The organism is Serratia quinivorans, from assembly GCF_052113645.1.
GTDB classification, from domain to species: Bacteria; Pseudomonadota; Gammaproteobacteria; order Enterobacterales; family Enterobacteriaceae; genus Serratia; species Serratia quinivorans_B.
The window spans coordinates 1-16492 of record NZ_JBIEIU010000008.1 but is presented as its reverse complement, the minus strand read 5'-3'; the positions used below and the strand labels follow the sequence as shown (position 1 = coordinate 16492).

Here is a 16492-nt window from a genome sequence, read left to right as displayed (position 1 = left end):
GGAGAATCAACATGTGCAGTACTTGCGGTTGTGCCCACGGGGAACTGACGATTGAAGGCGACGCCAAAGTGCCGTTTCGCCCACAACGGACGCTGAAGGGCGACCTGCATTATGGGTTAGGGGTGGCAGGAACCCATGCGCCGGGCATCAGCCAGCGACGTATGCTGGAAATAGAAACCCGGGTGTTGGATAAAAACGATCGCCTGGCGGAACGTAATCGTCAGTATTTTGCCGACCAGCAGATCCTGGCGTTGAATCTGGTGTCCAGCCCCGGCTCCGGTAAAACCACACTGCTGACGGAAACCTTGCTGCGGCTGCGTGGGGCGCGTGAGTGCGCGGTGGTGGAAGGCGACCAGCAAACCACCAACGATGCCGAACGTATCCGCGCCACCGGCGTCCCGGCGATCCAGGTCAATACCGGGAAAGGCTGCCATCTGGATGCGCAAATGGTTCATGAGGCCGCCCAACGCCTGGCACTCAAACCCCGCAGCCTGCTGTTTATCGAAAACGTCGGTAATCTGGTTTGCCCCGCCAGCTTCGATCTGGGGGAGCGGCATAAAGTGGCGGTACTTTCGGTCACCGAAGGGGAAGACAAGCCGCTCAAATACCCGCATATGTTTGCTGCCGCACGGCTGATGCTGCTGAACAAGGTCGATCTGCTGCCGTATTTGAACTTTGATCTGGCGGCCTGCATCGCCAATGCCCGGCAGGTTAACCCCAACATCGAGATAATCACCCTCTCGGCCACCCAGGGCGAAGGGATGGATCAGTGGTTGGCCTGGCTGGAGCGGCAGCTATGTGCATAGGTATCCCCGGGCAGATCGTGGCACTGGATCAACACCAGCCTCAGCATGCCTGGGCCGAAGTCTGCGGCGTGCAACGCGAGGTGAATATTGCCTTGGTTCGCCGCGAGGATGAGCCTGAAGAAGCGATAATCGGTTGCTGGGTGCTGATCCACGTGGGCTTCGCCATGAGCCGACTCGATCAGCAGGAAGCCGAAGAGATGCTGGCAGCGTTGCAGGCGATGGGGGAAGTGGAGCCGGACGTGGCGCTGTTTATGGCGGGGGAGGATAACCATGGATTACGTCGATGAATTTCGCGATCCGCAGCGGGTAAAAAACCTGTTGCAACATATCCGCCAGCGCGCCGCACAGTTGCCGTTTACCGCCGAGCGTCCGCTGCAAATCATGGAGGTCTGCGGTGGCCATACCCATGCCATTTTCCGCTTTGGTCTGGACAAGCTGCTGCCGCCGAACATTGAATTCATTCACGGCCCTGGCTGCCCGGTGTGCGTTTTGCCGATGGGGCGTATCGATGCCTGCCGTGAAATCGCCGAACACCCCGAAGTGATTTTTTGCACCTTCGGCGATGCGCTGCGGGTGCCGGGCAAGCAGGGGTCTTTACTGCAGGCCCGCGAGCGGGGAGCCGACGTGCGGGTGGTGTACTCGCCGTTGGATGCCCTGCAACTGGCGCGGCAAAACCCGCAGCGGCAGGTGGTGTTCTTTGCTCTGGGCTTTGAAACCACCATGCCGGTGACGGCAATCACCTTGCAACAGGCGAAGCTGGCAGGTCTGGACAACTTCAGCGTATTTTGCCAGCACATCAGCCTGATCCCGACCTTGCGCAGCCTGCTGCAACAGCCGGATGTACGCATCGACGGTTTTCTGGCACCCGGCCACGTCAGCATGGTGATCGGCACTGAGCCGTACCATTTCATCAGTCGGCAATATCACAAACCTCTGGTGGTGACCGGCTTTGAGCCGCTGGATATCTTGCAGGGGGTAATGATGCTGATTGAACAGTTCGTTCGTCGGCACAGCCAGACCGAGAACCAATATCGCCGGGTGGTGCCGGAACAGGGCAATCTGCTGGCACAGCAGGCGATGAGCGACGTTTTTGTGCTGGGCGGCGGCAGCGAATGGCGCGGCCTTGGCACCATTGCCGACTCCGGCATTGCCTTGACCCCCGGCTATAACGACTTTGATGCAGAACGGCGTTTTCGTCCGCAACGGCGGCAGGTGGCGGACGATCCGCGCTCGCGATGCGGCGACGTGCTCACCGGACGCTGCAAACCACGTGAGTGCCCGTTGTTCGGTCGCGGCTGCACGCCGCAAAACGCATTTGGCGCCCTGATGGTGTCTTCGGAAGGTGCCTGCGCTGCCTGGTACCAATATCGCCGTGAAACAGAGGAAACACCGGCATGAATAACGTGATTACCATGGCTCATGGCAGTGGAGGGGCGGCGATGCAGCAACTGCTGGATGAGCTTTTCTTGCCGGCCTTCGCCAACCCGCTGTTGGATCAGCGCGAAGATCAGGCCCGTCTCAGTTTGGCCGAGCTGACGCAGCAGGGCGATCGGTTGGCATTTACCACCGACAGCTACGTGATTGACCCGATTTTCTTTCCGGGCGGTGACATTGGCAAACTGGCCGTCTGCGGCACGGCGAACGATCTGGCGGTGAGCGGCGCATTACCCCGCTATCTTTCCTGCGGGTTTATCCTCGAAGAAGGCTGGCCGCTGGCAGAACTGCGGCAGGTGGTGGCCTCAATGGCGGCCACCGCGCAGCAGGCCGGTATTCGCATCGTGACCGGGGATACCAAGGTGGTGCAACGGGGGGCCGCCGACAAAGTGTTTATCAATACCGCCGGTATCGGCGTGATCCCGCCGGGCCTGGATTGGGCGGCGCAAAATATCCGTGCCGGCGATGCCGTGATTGTCAGCGGGACGCTGGGTGACCACGGGGCGACGGTGCTCAACCTGCGCGAAAAGCTGGGCATGTCTCTGGACGTGATCAGCGATTGCGCGGTGTTAACGCCCTTAATCGCGCCATTACGCGCCATCAGCGGCGTGCGGGCGATGCGCGATGCGACCCGCGGCGGAGTGAACGCCATTTTGCATGAGTTCTCCCGTGCGGCCGGCGTGGGCATCGAGGTGGAAGAAAACCTGTTGCCGATCGCCCCGGCGGTGCGGGGCATTTGCGAATTGCTGGGGCTGGACGCCATTAATTTTGCCAACGAGGGCAAACTGGTGGTCGTGGCCGCACCGCAAGCCGCACAGGACGTGCTCTGTGCTTTGCGCGCTCACCCGTTGGGCGCGGACGCGGCGCTGATTGGCAGGGTGACGACCGGGCGCCAGGTGAGACTGCAGGGCGCTTATGGCATCAGCCGCCTGTTGGATTTGCCGCATGCCGAGCCTTTGCCGCGGATTTGTTGATCCCGTCGGGGGAGAACGTCGCCGCCCAGCGTTACACTTTGCGACGTGACTCACAAAAATCATCATCGCGACTCAGGCAAGTGATAAACAATGTCGAATGCACAATTAGAAAAACAAGAACTACTGGAAATAACCCGCACGCTGCTGAGCCAGCGCAGCTTTACCGATCTGTTGCTGCAACTGCGGCAGGTGTTGCAACGCCTGCAATTGGCGGATCAGGTCACGCTGGTGCTGTTTGACCCCAGCAGCGAAAGGGTGAGCTTTTATGGGCTGGATGCACGCCGACAGCCGGTGAACTATCAGGATGAGACCCTGCTGGCGAATGGGCCGGTCAGTCGGCTGCGGCAAAGCCCGCTGCCGCAACGTTGGCAGAGTGATGATCTGCACGCGCGCTACCCGCAAATCAGCGCGTTGGCGCTGTATCTGCCCTTTAACCAATATTGCCTGATGCCGTTGCATGCCGGCGGTACTCTGATCGGCGGGTGTGAGCTGTTACGTTGTCACTCATCCCCGTTCAGCGATGCCAATCTGGTGCAGTTGCAGACATTGATGGAATTGGTGGCTTTGGCGGTAGAACAACTCAGTTTGCGCGAAGCAGCGGAGCTGCGCCAACGCCAGCTGTGCCATGAACGAGACGATTACCGTATTTTGGTCGACGTGACCAACGCGGTGCTGTCGAAGCTCGATTTGGATGACTTGATCGGTGAGATCTCAACGGAGATCCACCGCTTTTTCAAAATCGATGCGATCAGCATTGTGCTGTGCGTCGACAAAACCGAGCAGGTGACCATTTATTCCACCCATTATTTGCCAGATGAGGGGGTTGAGCGCCAGCAGTACAGCGTAGCGCTGGCGGGCACCTTGTCCGAACAGGTGATGCAAAGCGGTGAAATGCTGTTGCTGAACCTGAAACACTCCGATCGGCTGGCGGCCTATGAACGCCAACTGTTTGATCTCTGGCAGGATCAAATTCAAACGCTGTGCGTATTGCCGTTGGTTTTTGGCAACAAAACCCTGGGCGTATTGAAGCTGGCGCAATGCCAGCCGGACAATTTTAACGCCGCTAACCTGCGGGTGTTGCAGCAGATTGCCGAACGTATCGCCATTGCGGTGGATAACGCGCTGGCGTACCAGGAAATCAACCGGCTGAAAGAGAGCCTGGTGCATGAAAACCTGTACCTGACCGAGCAAATTAACGGCAATAACCCGGATTTCGGCGAGATTGTCGGGCGCAGCGTGGTGATGTCCGCGGTGCTCAAACAGGTAGAAATGGTGGCGAAAAGCGACTGTTCGGTGCTGATCCTCGGCGAAACCGGCACCGGTAAAGAGCTGATTGCCCGTGCCATCCACAATCTGAGCGAGCGACGCGATCAACGCATGGTAAAAATGAACTGTGCGGTGATGCCGGCCGGGTTGCTGGAAAGCGATCTGTTTGGTCATGAGAAGGGCTCGTTTACCGGAGCCACCAATCAACGAATGGGGCGCTTTGAACTGGCGGATCAGGGAACGCTGTTTCTGGATGAAGTGGGGGAAATTCCCGTCGAACTGCAACCCAAACTGCTGCGGGTTCTGCAGGAAAGGGAGTTTGAGCGGGTAGGTGGCAACAAGGTGATTTCGGTGGACGTGCGGCTGATTGCCGCCACCAACCGGGATCTGCAACAAATGGTGGCCGACCGCGAGTTTCGCAGCGACCTGTTTTACCGGCTGAACGTGTTCCCGATCGTCATCCCGCCATTGCGTGAGCGGCCGGAAGATATTCCGCAGTTGGTGAAGTTTCTGACCTACAAAATTGCACGCCGGATGAAGCGCACCATCGACAGCATCCCGGCGGAGACTTTACGTCTGTTGAGCCAAATGCCCTGGCCGGGCAATGTACGCGAGCTGGAGAATGTCATCGAACGTGCGGTATTGCTGACGCGCGGCACGGTGCTGAACCTGCAACTGCCCGAACTGCAATATCCGGTCCCTTCGATGGCGCTGCCTATCCCCCAGGTGGAGCCCAGCCAACCCGGAGAGGACGAGCGTCAGCGAATTATCAGGGTGTTGAAGGAAACCAATGGCGTGGTGGCCGGCCCGCGCGGTGCCGCTCAGCGTCTGGGGATCAAACGCACCACGCTGCTTTCGCGCATGAAGAAGTGGGATATTTTGGTCAAGTGATGCGGGCTTGATGGGATAGGCCAGAGCCCGTTGGAATATCGGGCTCTGGCCGGGTTGGCACCGTCAGGACGTGGTGTCGTCACTGTCTATCGGTCTTTGCTTGCGCAGCAGGTGCAGCAGCAAGGACACGCGCCGCTCTGTGCGTTCCGGGGTATCCGGCGGCAAGTTGTAGCGCAAGGTGTAACGCTCGTTTTTTTCATTGAAGAAGTCGATGACCAGCACGGGGACCGAAGCACCCACCACCTTTCGATAATTCAATGAAATCCCTGACAGGCGTCTTTTCATGGAAATATCCATTAGTCCACAACCACAGTGCGACGAGTGGACACCGCGATGCGGCCGATGCCAAAACTCAGTGCGGCACCCAACAGCAGGATCAGCAACGACCCCCAGGCCGCGCGGGACACTTGTTTGGCTGCGATATCCGCCGCTTCACGCGCTTTCTGCTCAGCCTGTTGCTTCAATTTTTCGACCTTCTGGACCGCCTGCTGATAAGCCTGGGCATAGTTGTCGACAATTTGGGTCGCTTCAGCGCGGCTTTTGCCGGTACGGGCCGCCACGATATTCACCAACGCGTCCTTATCGGCAGCATTCAGGGTCGGTTCGCCGGATTGCTTAACGCGATCAAACCATTGCTTGAGCTCTGCCGCCGCCTGCGTTGGGTCGGTGGCGGCATCGGTGGCCGATTGCTTGCCGTCCGCAGCAACGCCATCGGTTTTTTGCTGCAGTTTGGACGGATCTAATTCGGCCTTGCCGCTTTGCTTGAGGGTGGTGGTTAACTGGTTTTCCAAATTCCCCCAGTCCAGGCTGATGCCGTTTTTATCCAGCTGTTGTTTAACGTTGTCGCCAATGCCCGGCGCGGCCGCCGCGATACCGTTGCCGGCCAGAGATAGCCCCTTGCCAACGGCGGTACCGGCCAGACCGACAACGCCGCTCGCCACGGAAATCACCAACCAGGTGGTCAGCAATGTGGTGACCGCCCAGCTTAACAGGCCGTGCAGACCGCCGCGGTTTGGCGCCGTTCGACCGGCAACAAATGCACCTGCCGCCAGCGAGACCAGCGTAGTGACAAACAACCAGATCCCGGTGCCCATGCCAAAGCCACTCAGAGGGTTGCCCGCATGCAGCGGATCCACAGCCGATGCGCCAATGGCCGTACCCAGTACGCTAAGTATCAGATAGGTCACCAACGCCATGGCACTCCCGGCCAATATCGAGCCCCATGAAACGTGAAACGCAAAGCGATTGGATTCATAGACAGTGGTCATTGTTATTCCTTATATTGACTAAACAAGTGGTTGTACGCACAGCAAACGCCGCGCCGACAGAATCAGTCTGCCGCGCAGTACCACTGACCGTCCCGGTGCATTTGCGCCGATAACCCTGGTGCATTCACACCCCGCGAATGAACCGGTTACGCACTATGCTGTTCGGAGTCAGCACCACTTTCAGGCGTTCCGTTCGCTGCCAGGCGGCCGGGCCCCTTCGTCTTATGGAGAAAACATGAGCCAGTCCGTCCTTGCCAACGAAACTAACCGTAGCCAACTGCAACAGATCATCACAGGGTTGTCCGAAGGGGTGATCCTGACCGAGATCGACCAGACTATCCTGTGGGCTAACGAGGCTGCTCTGAGCATGCATGGATTGAGTAAACTGAGCGAATTGGGTGCCAATGCCCAGGAATATGGCGAGCGTTTCGCCTTGCGCTATCGCAACAATCACCCTTTGACGCCGGAGCAATATCCGATGAACCGGGTTGCCAATGGCGAGAGTTTCAGCGACGTGCTGGTCGAGGTTCGCCCCGTGGATGAGTCGGAATTCCTCTGGGTTCACCGTTTACGCAGCCTGGTGATCACCGACAATAAAGGGCAGCCCGAATTGCTGGCTTTGATCCTGAGCGATGCCACCGAGTGGGCCAGTGCCGAGCAACGTTTCGAAAAGACCTTTAACGCTAACCCGGCACCGGCGGTGATCTGCAGCCTGAGCGACCTGCGTTACATCAAGGTCAATCAGGGGTTCCTCGATATGACCGGCTATACCCGCGATCAGGTGATGGGCAACTCGGTCTACGCGCTGGATGTGCTGGAGCAGGCCGAGCGTAAGGAGCAGGCGATTCAACTGCTGAGCGAAGGGGCCACCATTCCGCAGATGCAGGCCGAATTGAAGCTGCCTGCCGGGGGAACCAAACTGGTGATCGTCGCCGGCCAGCCGCTGGACATCAATGAAGAAGATTGCATGCTGTTTACCTTTACCGACCTCGAACCCCGCCGCAAGGCAGAGTCGGCGTTACGCGAGAGTGAAGAGCGGTTCGCCAAATCCTTCCGGCTGAGCCCGGTGCCCACGCTGGTGTGCACCGCGGACCGGCAGCGGGTGCTGGACATCAATGAAGCCTTTATGAAAACCACCGGCTACGCCGCCGAGGAATTGATCGGCAAGTCGGTCGAAGAGATCAACGTTATCGACGGGCAAGGGGAATGTCGGCGCTTGTTTGCCGCCCTGGCAAAAACCGGTAACGTCGAGAATCAGGATGTTAAAATTCGCAAAAAGGGCAATGAAGTGATCGACTGCGTGGCGTCTGCCGATGCGGTAAGCATTCAGGATGCCCGCTGTTACCTGTTGGTGCTGATGGACATTACCGAACGCAAACGTTCGGAGCTTGATTTGGTGGCCGCTATCGAAGAAGTGATGCAAGACGCCTCCTGGTTCAGCCAGACTCTGCTCGAGAAGTTGGCCAATGTGAAAAGCATCAATAAGCCGCATCTGGCGGGGTTCTCTTTCACCGATCTGACTGCCCGCGAGCGCGACGTATTGGGGTTAATCTGCGAGGGTCTGCCGGACAAGAAAATCGCCGCGCGCCTCAATCTTGCCCCCAATACCGTTCGCAATCATGTGGCTACGGTCTACTCCAAACTCGACGTCCACAGCCGGAGCGAAGCCATTGTTTGGGCCAGAGAGCGGGGACTGTTTGCCGGTGAACGACCGGCCAAAAACGGCAAATAGGGTGCAAATGGACTAGCCAAATCCCTGCAAATTGACCTTATGGGCGGTTCATCGACAGCTTAATATCGAGAGACAAGGCAAGCATTTGCACGGTGCAAATGTCGAACGGACCCATCTCAGGAGAGCACTATGAACAGCGATAAAATCAATGGCGTTATGGACAAAGTCGTGGGAAGAGCACAGGAAGTGGCGGGGGATGTCACCGGGGATGAGCGGCTGCAGGCTGAGGGCTCCACCCGCTACGTGGCCGGTGCGATACAAGAAAAATATGGCGATGCTCTGAGCTGCGTCAGCGATCTGGTTCGCAACAAGCCTATCGCTACGCTGTCTATCCTGGCCGGCGTGAGTTTATTGGCGGGCCTGCTGTTGCGTCGCCGCTGAAAAGCCCAGGTTGACCAGCCACCGCAATAAAACCTAGTGCCTGTCTCGCCCGCATTCTGCGGGCGAATGCTTTCCCCGCCGCTGCTGCGCATTGTATTTTGTGACAAAAAAGCCACTTTTCCTCGCCTGCGTTTTTTGCGTCTGGGCCATAGGTTCTATATATTTATTAACAGGCTCTGAATAAAGATGCGAATATCAGCCCCGCATTGTGCATCAGTGGCCAGTATAATCAGTTTGCAAAGAAGTTGACGGAACATGTGCTTTCGGTAGCAGAGTAAAGGTCAGTGAGGAGCCTATTGCCTCTTGATGTTGCCACCGAGCAGACAACGACTCACAGGTTACGAGGAACTATCATGCATAAAAGAACACTGGCGTCATTGCACTACGATAAAATGCCTTACGATGGGGTGTATTACCATATTCTGAAACGCGAGGCACAAGGGCACACGGCGCTGTTGAAACTTGATGCTGGCAGTCACCAGTCAGCCCGCCTGCATCCAGGCTGGGTCAAACTGATGGTCCTGTCCGGTGAGCTTAAGATCGGCGACCAATCACTGCAGTCTCATGAAATGTTTATGATCCCTGCCAATACCGCCTATACGGTGGAAGCCCTCACTGAGGTTTACTGCCTCGCTATTTCCGAACTCGATGGCGTAGAGCTGGCCCGCTAAAGCCCTGCATTTCTGCCGGCCTGCCGTAACCCACTGCGCAGGCGACGACCCCGTTCTCTTTTTTATCCCTGTCTACCACGGGCCAACCTTGTTGGCCCGTCAGTCTGTGCCAAAGTTTTGCTTATGCAGAACATAACCGCAGGGCGCTACCGCGGCCAGCAAGAGTGGCTTACCCTCAGTAACAGATAAAACACCTCACACCAGCAGGCCGCATGAACCCCCTTGGCAGTGGAAAAATCACCTTGTCTGTCGGTCTGACCCAGTTAATCAACTGGGGAACGACTTTCTATCTGCTGGGCGCTTTCGGTATGGCGATCGACCATGAAATGGCTTGGGGCCAGCCGCTGATTTTTTCCGGCCTGACGTTGGCGTTGGGGGGAATGGGCCTGGTATCGCCGTTCTCCGCCCGGCTGTTAACGCGGATCGGCGGGCGTAAAATCATGCAAATAGGTGCCTTGCTGAATGGCATGGGGTGCCTGCTTCTGGCGACCAGCCAGACTCTGCCGATGTATTTCCTGGCCTGGCTGGTGATGGGCATCGGCATGCGGCTTTCGCTCTACGATGCTGCCTTTGCCGTACTGGTCAGCCTTTACGGCCCGGCAGCCAGAAAAGCCATTTCACAAGTGACCTTGCTCGGGGGGCTGGCATCCGTGGCTTTTTGGCCGATTGGCGAAGGTTTGCTGAGCCTGTTGGGCTGGCGATGGGGCATTGCCTGCTACAGTCTGTTTGCACTAATCAGCGCGCTGCTTTGCTGTTTTCTGCCGGATGTGAAGGGGGATCCTGCCGCAAAACTACGCTTGCCGAAGGCTGAGCGCAGACATTTCGTTGGGCGCGACCGTTTGAAAGGGCCGCTGTATGCGGCATTAATGGCGCTGCTTAGCTTCATTTCCACCGGTATTTCAACGCATTTGCCGCTTATTTTGGCCGGCGCAGGCGTACCGGTATTCATCGGCGCATTATGGGGTGTGGGCCAGGTCAGTGCCCGGCTTGGCGATGTGTTGATGGGCGGGCGAGGTTCGGCTTTGGGGTTGAACCTGACGGTAGGGATCCTGCTTCCTTGCTGCTTTGTCATCAGCCTGCTGGGGCAAACCTCTGTGCTGGGAACCGCGTTGTTCGTTTTGGCATACGGGGCCATCAACGGCCTGACTACTCTGGTTAGGGCAACATTGCCATTAACCCTTTTCGAACCGCAGCATTATGCCCGCCGCGTCGGCACGCTATTGATGCCCAGTTTTTTCCTTTCGGCCCTGGCCCCCTCGTTTTATGCCAGTTTCCGAGAGACATTCGGCGACACCGGTATGTTAACCATCTCTTTGGCGCTCGCCTGCGTGGCCAGCGCTATCGCTATTGCCATTTATCTGATCGGTTCGGCACAACAGGCACCTGAAACAGAGCGCTCTGAGGTATAACTGTAATATCAACCTTTTTTCCCTCAGAAGATACCGTTCGTAAAACCTCTGTTTATCTTAAAGTTAACTTTTAAACCTATACTCTATCAGGACGCCTGTTTTCCCGGCGCTATGCCAAGACCACTCCACCCTTTAACCACTTGCTGAATGGGAGAAATGACATGGGTTACGTAACCACTAGCGATGGCGTTGACATTTTCTACAAGGACTGGGGCCCTAAAGATGGGAAAGTCATCTTCTTCCACCATGGCTGGCCGCTGTCCAGCGATGATTGGGATACCCAGATGCTGTTCTTCGTACACAAAGGATTCCGTGTCGTCGCCCACGATCGGCGTGGCCATGGCCGTTCCAGTCAGGTATCGGAAGGGCATGATATGGATCACTATGCTGACGATGTCGCTGCGGTAGTGAAACATTTGGGCGTACAGGGCGCCATGCATGTGGGGCACTCGACGGGCGGTGGCGAAGTGGTGCGCTACATCACGCGCCACGGCGAGGATAAGGTGTCCAAGGCTGTGCTGATCAGTGCAGTCCCGCCGTTGATGGTGAAAACCGAAAGCAATCCGCAGGGAACACCCCAATCGGTATTTGATGATTTCCAGGTACACCTGGCCGCCAACCGTGCGCAATTCTATTACGATGTGCCCGCAGGACCTTTCTATGGATACAACCGGCCCGGCGCCAAGCCGTTGGAAGCGGTCATCTGGAACTGGTGGCGACAGGGCATGATGGGGGGCGCCAAGGCGCATTATGACGGTGTCGTCGCGTTCTCACAGACTGATTTCACCGAAGATCTCAAGAGCATTTCTATCCCGGTTCTGGTGATCCATGGCGACGACGATCAGGTGGTTCCTTATCAGGATTCAGGGGTACTGTCGGCCAAGCTGGTCAAAAACGGCAAGCTTGTTACCTATAAAGGGGCGCCTCACGGCATTCCGACCACCCATGCCGATCAGGTCAATGCTGATCTGCTGGCCTTTGTGAATAGCTGACGCGGGCACATGACCAATCTGCTCATGGAGCCTGCCAGGGCTCCATGAGTCAGTTACGGTGCTTCGCTCTAGCGAGAACTGCGAGAAGATATCATCTCGGGATTTTGAGGATCCTGGATTTTATCCCGGCGGATCACGGTTATCCAGGTTAGCAGGAAGGAGAGAACCAGCGCGATACTCACGCCCATCAAGACATAGACAAAATAGGGGCCAATGTAAGCGGGCAGGCTGAAAATGCTCGACAGAATGTACCCGTACAGCCTAACCCCGAAGAACGCAACAAATGCAGAGGCTACGGCGCTGCTGATGGTGGTGGCAATAAAGGCTTTTTTGTAACGCGTCAGAACGCCAAACAGTGCCGGTTCGGTAATGCCCAATAAGCCTGAGATTGCGGCCGACAACACCAGTGTTTTCTCTTCGCGAGTTTTGACATGAAAATAAATCGCAAAGGTGGAGCCGGCAATCGCCATGTTGGCCATGAACATCATCGGCATCAGCATATCCCAACCTTGATCGGTGAAGTTCTGCAAGGCAATCGGTGTCATGGCGTGGTGCATACCGGTCAGTATGGCAACCGGACGAATAGCACCAACCACAAAGCCGGCAAACACCGATGAAGCATCAAACATGCTTTGAATAAAGACCGCCAGCAGTTTACCAAGGTAGATACCGGCAGGGCCGATCACCGACAGTGACACCAGCGCTGCGATAAAGAGCGTCAGCGTAGGGGTAAATACCGTTTTCAGCACGTCCGGCATGATTTTATCCACCCAGCGGTGAATATAACTCAGCGCTAACACGGAAAAAATCACTGGGATGACGCTGGCCGAATAGTTGAATACGGATATTGGGATGACATCCATAAAGTAGATGGCGTTAACCGCCCCCGAGGTGTGATTGGCCAATGCTTTAGCGGCGTCAATCAGTGTCGGATACATCAGGCAGGCCGCTACGGCGGCAGCCAGATACTCATTGGTTTTGAATATTTTCGCTGCCGATACCGCGAGGAAAAACGGCAGGAAATAGAACACGCCGCTGGCAATCAAGTCGATGACCATCACCGTGTCGCTTTTGGCGGAGATGATTTTCAAGGCGATAAGTCCGGCCAGCAAACCTTTGATCATGCCGGCACCGGCGATGGCCGGGACCACGGGTCCGAATACGCCGGACACGGTATCCATAAACAGCGAAACCAGGTTTTTGCGCTGTCGGCTTTGTGACCCTTCCGCTGGCGTGGTGACGGGGGCCAACTGGTCGATAATCACCTGATACCATTCATTAACCTTGGGTCCGATAATGATTTGAACCTGACCACTTTGACTTTGCGCGCCCAGTACGCCAGGCAATTTTTTAATGTCGTCCCATTCGACTTTATTTTCATCGCTCAAATCAAAGCGTAAACGCGTCATGCAATGCCAGACTTTGTGAATATTCTCTGGCCCGCCGACAAGCTGAACAATTTTCTGCATAATTTCTGTCTTTGCCATAAAACGCCTCTGAGCCAACTGCAGATTATTAACAGGTGAATAGCCTGAAATACTAAAGGCGCTCCCAATAAAAAACAAACCAATAAAACATGATCAACATCACACAACCAGCTTGAGAAGGGTGTCTGGAAGGCGGCATCATCTTATTGGTCTGGTTTTATTGTGATTATCTGGGTGATAACGAACCACATAAAATTAATCTAATTTAAGGTTTACAAACGGGAGTGAAATAGGGTGAAATCATCGCATTGATTATTCGATGACGTATTTATCCTTCGGCAATGTGCTATTTTTTAGCTCAATCATGGCGAGAGACTTAAGGAATTCATTATGCAACCGACGCTGATTAAAAATATCGACTGCCAGATAACCCGGCCCGATCGCCATAATTTGGTGGTGGTCACCATTGAGACAGATAAGGGCGTTACGGGTTACGGTTGTGCCACCTTCCAGCAGCGGCCGTTGGCGGTAAAGGTCATGGTGGATGAGTATCTTAAGCCATTGCTGATTGGCCGCGATGCCAACAATATTGAAGATTTATGGCACATGATGTCGGTCAATGCTTACTGGCGCAACGGCCCGGTTATCAATAACGCGATAGCGGGCATTGATATGGCGCTGTGGGACATTAAAGGCAAACTGGCCGATATGCCGCTGTATCAACTGTTTGGCGGCAAATCCAAAGATGCGATCACCGCCTATAGCCATGCCGCCGGCGACACGTTGGAAGAACTGTATGGCGAAGTGGATCGTCTGCTGGACGAGGGTTATCGCCACATTCGTTGTCAATTGGGGTTCTACGGTGGCAACGCGAAACAGGTTCACAGCGCTAAAAATCCGACTGCCGGAGCCTATTACGATCAGGACCAGTACATGGACAACACCTTGGCTATGTTTAAAGCGCTGCGTGAAAAATACGGTAATCGCTTTCATATCTTACACGACGTCCATGAACGACTGTTCCCGCAGCAGGCATTGCAGTTTGCGAAACAGGTTGAAGTCTACCGGCCTTATTTTATCGAGGATATTCTGTCGCCAGACCAGAATGAATGGCTGGAACAAATCCGACATCAAAGCGCCGTTCCGCTGGCAACCGGTGAACTGTTCAATAACCCGGCAGAATGGAAGGAACTGGTGATCAACCGACGTATCGACTTCATTCGTTGCCATGTTTCGCAAATTGGCGGAATTACCCCGGCGCTGAAACTGGGCAGTTTCTGTCAAAGTTTTGGTGTGCGACTGGCCTGGCATTGTCCGCCAGACATGACGCCTATTGGCGCGGCGGTAAATACCCATCTGAATATTCATCTGCACAATGCGGCGATTCAGGAGTTTGTCGCCTGGCCGGAGAATACGTTGCGGGTATTTCCCGAGGCGGTGACACCAGAGCAGGGGTATCTATATCCTATTGAAAAACCAGGGATCGGTGTCGGTTTTCAGGCGACGGTCGCCAAAGAATATCCGGTAGTTTATCGTCCGCATGAATGGACCCAAAGCCGTTTACCTGATGGCGTCATTCACACGCCGTAATGGGGTCGCCATCAGGTCTGGCGAAAGGTGAGATTATCCTGATTGAACGGAATGACATAGGTACAGGAATAATCAATATCGATGATATCGCTGCAAGCATAAACCCGGCCATCCTGCAGAATTCCCCGGTTAAGAATGTGCATGGCAGCGATACCTTTCTTGCAGCCGAGCAGCTCGGACTGTGCCTTATTAACATTTACCGCGTCGTAATGGGTCAGCGAGTGGGAAATTCGATAGCCTTTACTCAGCACATATTGCTGGATCGATCCCTCAATGACTTTCTGATTTAAATCGGGAAAATCACGAAACGGCATGATGGCTTGTTCAATTTGTACCGGACGTTGATCGATGACGCGCAGGCGGCAAAAAGCCCAAATGAAATCGTCCGAGGTTAAGCCAAAAATCTGTTGTTCTTCTTTGTCTGGTCGGCGCTTATGCAGATTGAGCATTCGAAAACTGATCTGAGCAAATTTCTTCTCAGTGATCGAATTGTAAACCAGCGGGTTATTACCGATACCTGGATTGATGAATATCCCGGAGCCTTGAACAATTCGTACCACGCCAATATCGGCCAGCTTCTCCAGCGCCTTACGTACCGTGAAACGTGATGCCGCATACTCTTGAGCCAGTTGGCGTTCTGGCGGCAATTTCTTCAACTGCTGATCGGCCGGCATGGCGTTACGCTGATAAATCTTGCTCAAGAGATCCTGAGCAATAAATTCCTTCTTTTTCATCGCGTGACTCCTCAACAAAACAATAGGCATTGATCAGCAGGGCCAGGTCATGTCTGCCTGTCTCTGGCAAACCCCAAAATTCCCTAACTCAATGATAATATAAATATAATTTATTATGTAATTCAATTTATCACTCCAGGTACCATCGCCGAGATTTATGCTTGTTTCTCAAATATGGCAGGCGTCATGGCCGATTTAAGGGCAGTAAAACGGTGTGTTTTGGCGAAATCTGCAAGGCCAATGCTGCCAATGTTTTGCAGATTTCACGTAGCGCGATCAAAAAAGAAGGGCGTTTATATCACTTCAGCGCAATTTATACCGGTTAGCCAATGGCTGGACTTGCCGGCGCCGTGAAGCAGTACGGACATCGTCGCTCAATGACCAATGGCAGGCTTTGAAGAAATCTGTCGTTTAGGGCAGCGTTATGACAAGCAGCAAATTATCACAGCGTTGAAATGGAAAGTGGCCATCAGCAGATTTTGGTGTGGGCCAAAATATTGGCGAGCGTGGTTAACGATGCAGTATCCGTAAAAAGTTTCAACGTGATGCCGATGACAAGATTGTTCATCGGTGGGATTGCCGTGGTGACAAGAGAGCGGCGGTCATTGGCAGATCTGTTTTCATCAGAGTGCGGTGAGCGAGAACGAGGATGAAACCATAAACCGCAGATGTTTAAACCGGGACCATGGAAACGGCCAGGTAAGGATCTCGACAACAGAGCTTCATTGCTGAAGAAGAACTGGCAAGGATTGCAGGTGAGGTGAGAAAGATACTGGGAGGATACCGCTGGTGCGTAGCCAATAATGCAATTTAACATAATATACATTATGCGCACCTAGATTGTAGTAGCAAAGTTGTAATGTCCGCTTATGGCTAAGTTAAGATGTCCGGCGTGTATAATCAAGTAAGGATTACCA

The 16492-nt window shown here is 54.8% G+C and carries 16 protein-coding genes; 11 read left to right on the top strand and 5 right to left on the bottom strand.

The annotated features are described in order from the left end of the window. Positions 1 to 11 precede the first annotated feature (11 nt). From hypB to flhA, 5 genes are all read left to right on the top strand, one after another. A complete protein-coding gene (gene hypB, locus ACGS9J_RS15470) occupies positions 12 to 806 on the top strand; it encodes a hydrogenase nickel incorporation protein HypB (RefSeq protein WP_442231751.1) in 795 nt (264 codons plus the stop codon). Further along, positions 797 to 1093, top strand: a complete 297-nt coding sequence (hypC, locus tag ACGS9J_RS15465) for a HypC/HybG/HupF family hydrogenase formation chaperone (RefSeq protein ID WP_442231750.1) — start codon at positions 797 to 799, stop codon at positions 1091 to 1093. The genes hypB and hypC overlap by 10 nt, the downstream gene beginning before the upstream one ends. Beyond that, the gene (hypD, locus tag ACGS9J_RS15460; RefSeq protein WP_442231749.1) at positions 1077 to 2204 is read left to right on the top strand and encodes a hydrogenase formation protein HypD; all 1128 of its coding nucleotides are present in this window, start codon (positions 1077 to 1079) and stop codon (positions 2202 to 2204) included. Before hypC ends, hypD begins: the two co-directional genes overlap by 17 nt. Beyond that, positions 2201 to 3214: a hydrogenase expression/formation protein HypE gene (gene hypE / locus ACGS9J_RS15455; RefSeq protein ID WP_442231748.1), complete on the top strand. Its 1014-nt coding sequence runs from the start codon at positions 2201 to 2203 to the stop codon at positions 3212 to 3214. The genes hypD and hypE overlap by 4 nt, the downstream gene beginning before the upstream one ends. Positions 3215 to 3304: 90 nt before the next feature. Beyond that, positions 3305 to 5371, top strand: a complete 2067-nt coding sequence (gene flhA, locus ACGS9J_RS15450; protein WP_442231747.1) for a formate hydrogenlyase transcriptional activator FlhA — start codon at positions 3305 to 3307, stop codon at positions 5369 to 5371. A gap of 63 nt (positions 5372 to 5434) precedes the next feature. Here the strand turns inward: flhA and ACGS9J_RS15445 are convergent, their stop codons facing one another. Beyond that, positions 5435 to 5629, bottom strand: a complete 195-nt coding sequence (locus ACGS9J_RS15445) for a hypothetical protein (RefSeq protein WP_442231746.1) — start codon at positions 5627 to 5629, stop codon at positions 5435 to 5437. Positions 5630 to 5667: 38 nt separating this feature from the next. Further along, on the bottom strand, positions 5668 to 6639 hold the full coding sequence (locus tag ACGS9J_RS15440) for a hypothetical protein (RefSeq protein ID WP_442231745.1): 972 nt from the start codon (positions 6637 to 6639) through the stop codon (positions 5668 to 5670). Between the two features lie 235 nt (positions 6640 to 6874). Here ACGS9J_RS15440 and ACGS9J_RS15435 point away from each other — a divergent pair, with 235 nt between their 5' ends. The 5 genes from ACGS9J_RS15435 (at position 6875) to ACGS9J_RS15415 (ending at position 11824) form a co-directional block, all read left to right on the top strand. Further along, the gene (locus tag ACGS9J_RS15435; RefSeq protein ID WP_442231744.1) at positions 6875 to 8371 is read left to right on the top strand and encodes a PAS domain S-box protein; all 1497 of its coding nucleotides are present in this window, start codon (positions 6875 to 6877) and stop codon (positions 8369 to 8371) included. A 129-nt stretch (positions 8372 to 8500) separates the two neighbouring features. Continuing rightward, entirely contained in the window at positions 8501 to 8752 is a 252-nt protein-coding gene (locus ACGS9J_RS15430; protein ID WP_442231743.1) for a CsbD family protein, read from the top strand. 353 nt (positions 8753 to 9105) lie between these two features. Then, entirely contained in the window at positions 9106 to 9423 is a 318-nt protein-coding gene (locus ACGS9J_RS15425; RefSeq protein ID WP_442231742.1) for a cupin domain-containing protein, read from the top strand. 212 nt (positions 9424 to 9635) lie between these two features. Continuing rightward, positions 9636 to 10832, top strand: coding sequence for an MFS transporter (locus ACGS9J_RS15420; RefSeq protein WP_442231741.1), 1197 nt, complete (start codon positions 9636 to 9638; stop codon positions 10830 to 10832). A gap of 161 nt (positions 10833 to 10993) precedes the next feature. Next, positions 10994 to 11824, top strand: coding sequence for an alpha/beta fold hydrolase (locus tag ACGS9J_RS15415; RefSeq protein ID WP_442231740.1), 831 nt, complete (start codon positions 10994 to 10996; stop codon positions 11822 to 11824). Between the two features lie 68 nt (positions 11825 to 11892). Here the strand turns inward: ACGS9J_RS15415 and ACGS9J_RS15410 are convergent, their stop codons facing one another. Continuing rightward, on the bottom strand, positions 11893 to 13311 hold the full coding sequence (locus ACGS9J_RS15410; protein ID WP_442231739.1) for a PTS transporter subunit EIIC: 1419 nt from the start codon (positions 13309 to 13311) through the stop codon (positions 11893 to 11895). A gap of 330 nt (positions 13312 to 13641) precedes the next feature. Between ACGS9J_RS15410 and ACGS9J_RS15405 the strand changes: the two genes are divergently transcribed. Then, positions 13642 to 14841, top strand: a complete 1200-nt coding sequence (locus tag ACGS9J_RS15405; RefSeq protein ID WP_442231738.1) for an enolase C-terminal domain-like protein — start codon at positions 13642 to 13644, stop codon at positions 14839 to 14841. A gap of 11 nt (positions 14842 to 14852) precedes the next feature. On the opposite strand, the gene ACGS9J_RS15400 is transcribed toward ACGS9J_RS15405, so the two are convergent. Further along, a complete protein-coding gene (locus ACGS9J_RS15400; protein ID WP_442231737.1) occupies positions 14853 to 15575 on the bottom strand; it encodes a GntR family transcriptional regulator in 723 nt (240 codons plus the stop codon). A 469-nt stretch (positions 15576 to 16044) separates the two neighbouring features. Beyond that, a complete protein-coding gene (locus ACGS9J_RS15395; RefSeq protein ID WP_442231736.1) occupies positions 16045 to 16401 on the bottom strand; it encodes a hypothetical protein in 357 nt (118 codons plus the stop codon). Positions 16402 to 16492: the final 91 nt, after the last annotated feature.

What these genes read in the sequence shown, in the direction of transcription:
- hypB (WP_442231751.1), top strand. Translation starts at nt 12, where the DNA reads ATGTGCAGTACTTGCGGTTGTGCCCACGGGGAACTGACGATTGAAGGC.
- ACGS9J_RS15425 (WP_442231742.1), top strand. Translation starts at nt 9,106, where the DNA reads ATGCATAAAAGAACACTGGCGTCATTGCACTACGATAAAATGCCTTAC.
- ACGS9J_RS15410 (WP_442231739.1), bottom strand. Translation starts at nt 13,311, where the DNA reads ATGGCAAAGACAGAAATTATGCAGAAAATTGTTCAGCTTGTCGGCGGG.
- ACGS9J_RS15430 (WP_442231743.1), top strand. Translation starts at nt 8,501, where the DNA reads ATGAACAGCGATAAAATCAATGGCGTTATGGACAAAGTCGTGGGAAGA.
- hypD (WP_442231749.1), top strand. Translation starts at nt 1,077, where the DNA reads ATGGATTACGTCGATGAATTTCGCGATCCGCAGCGGGTAAAAAACCTG.
- ACGS9J_RS15415 (WP_442231740.1), top strand. Translation starts at nt 10,994, where the DNA reads ATGGGTTACGTAACCACTAGCGATGGCGTTGACATTTTCTACAAGGAC.
- ACGS9J_RS15400 (WP_442231737.1), bottom strand. Translation starts at nt 15,575, where the DNA reads ATGAAAAAGAAGGAATTTATTGCTCAGGATCTCTTGAGCAAGATTTAT.
- ACGS9J_RS15435 (WP_442231744.1), top strand. Translation starts at nt 6,875, where the DNA reads ATGAGCCAGTCCGTCCTTGCCAACGAAACTAACCGTAGCCAACTGCAA.
- ACGS9J_RS15405 (WP_442231738.1), top strand. Translation starts at nt 13,642, where the DNA reads ATGCAACCGACGCTGATTAAAAATATCGACTGCCAGATAACCCGGCCC.
- hypC (WP_442231750.1), top strand. Translation starts at nt 797, where the DNA reads ATGTGCATAGGTATCCCCGGGCAGATCGTGGCACTGGATCAACACCAG.
- ACGS9J_RS15440 (WP_442231745.1), bottom strand. Translation starts at nt 6,639, where the DNA reads ATGACCACTGTCTATGAATCCAATCGCTTTGCGTTTCACGTTTCATGG.
- hypE (WP_442231748.1), top strand. Translation starts at nt 2,201, where the DNA reads ATGAATAACGTGATTACCATGGCTCATGGCAGTGGAGGGGCGGCGATG.
- ACGS9J_RS15395 (WP_442231736.1), bottom strand. Translation starts at nt 16,401, where the DNA reads ATGTATATTATGTTAAATTGCATTATTGGCTACGCACCAGCGGTATCC.
- flhA (WP_442231747.1), top strand. Translation starts at nt 3,305, where the DNA reads ATGTCGAATGCACAATTAGAAAAACAAGAACTACTGGAAATAACCCGC.
- ACGS9J_RS15420 (WP_442231741.1), top strand. Translation starts at nt 9,636, where the DNA reads ATGAACCCCCTTGGCAGTGGAAAAATCACCTTGTCTGTCGGTCTGACC.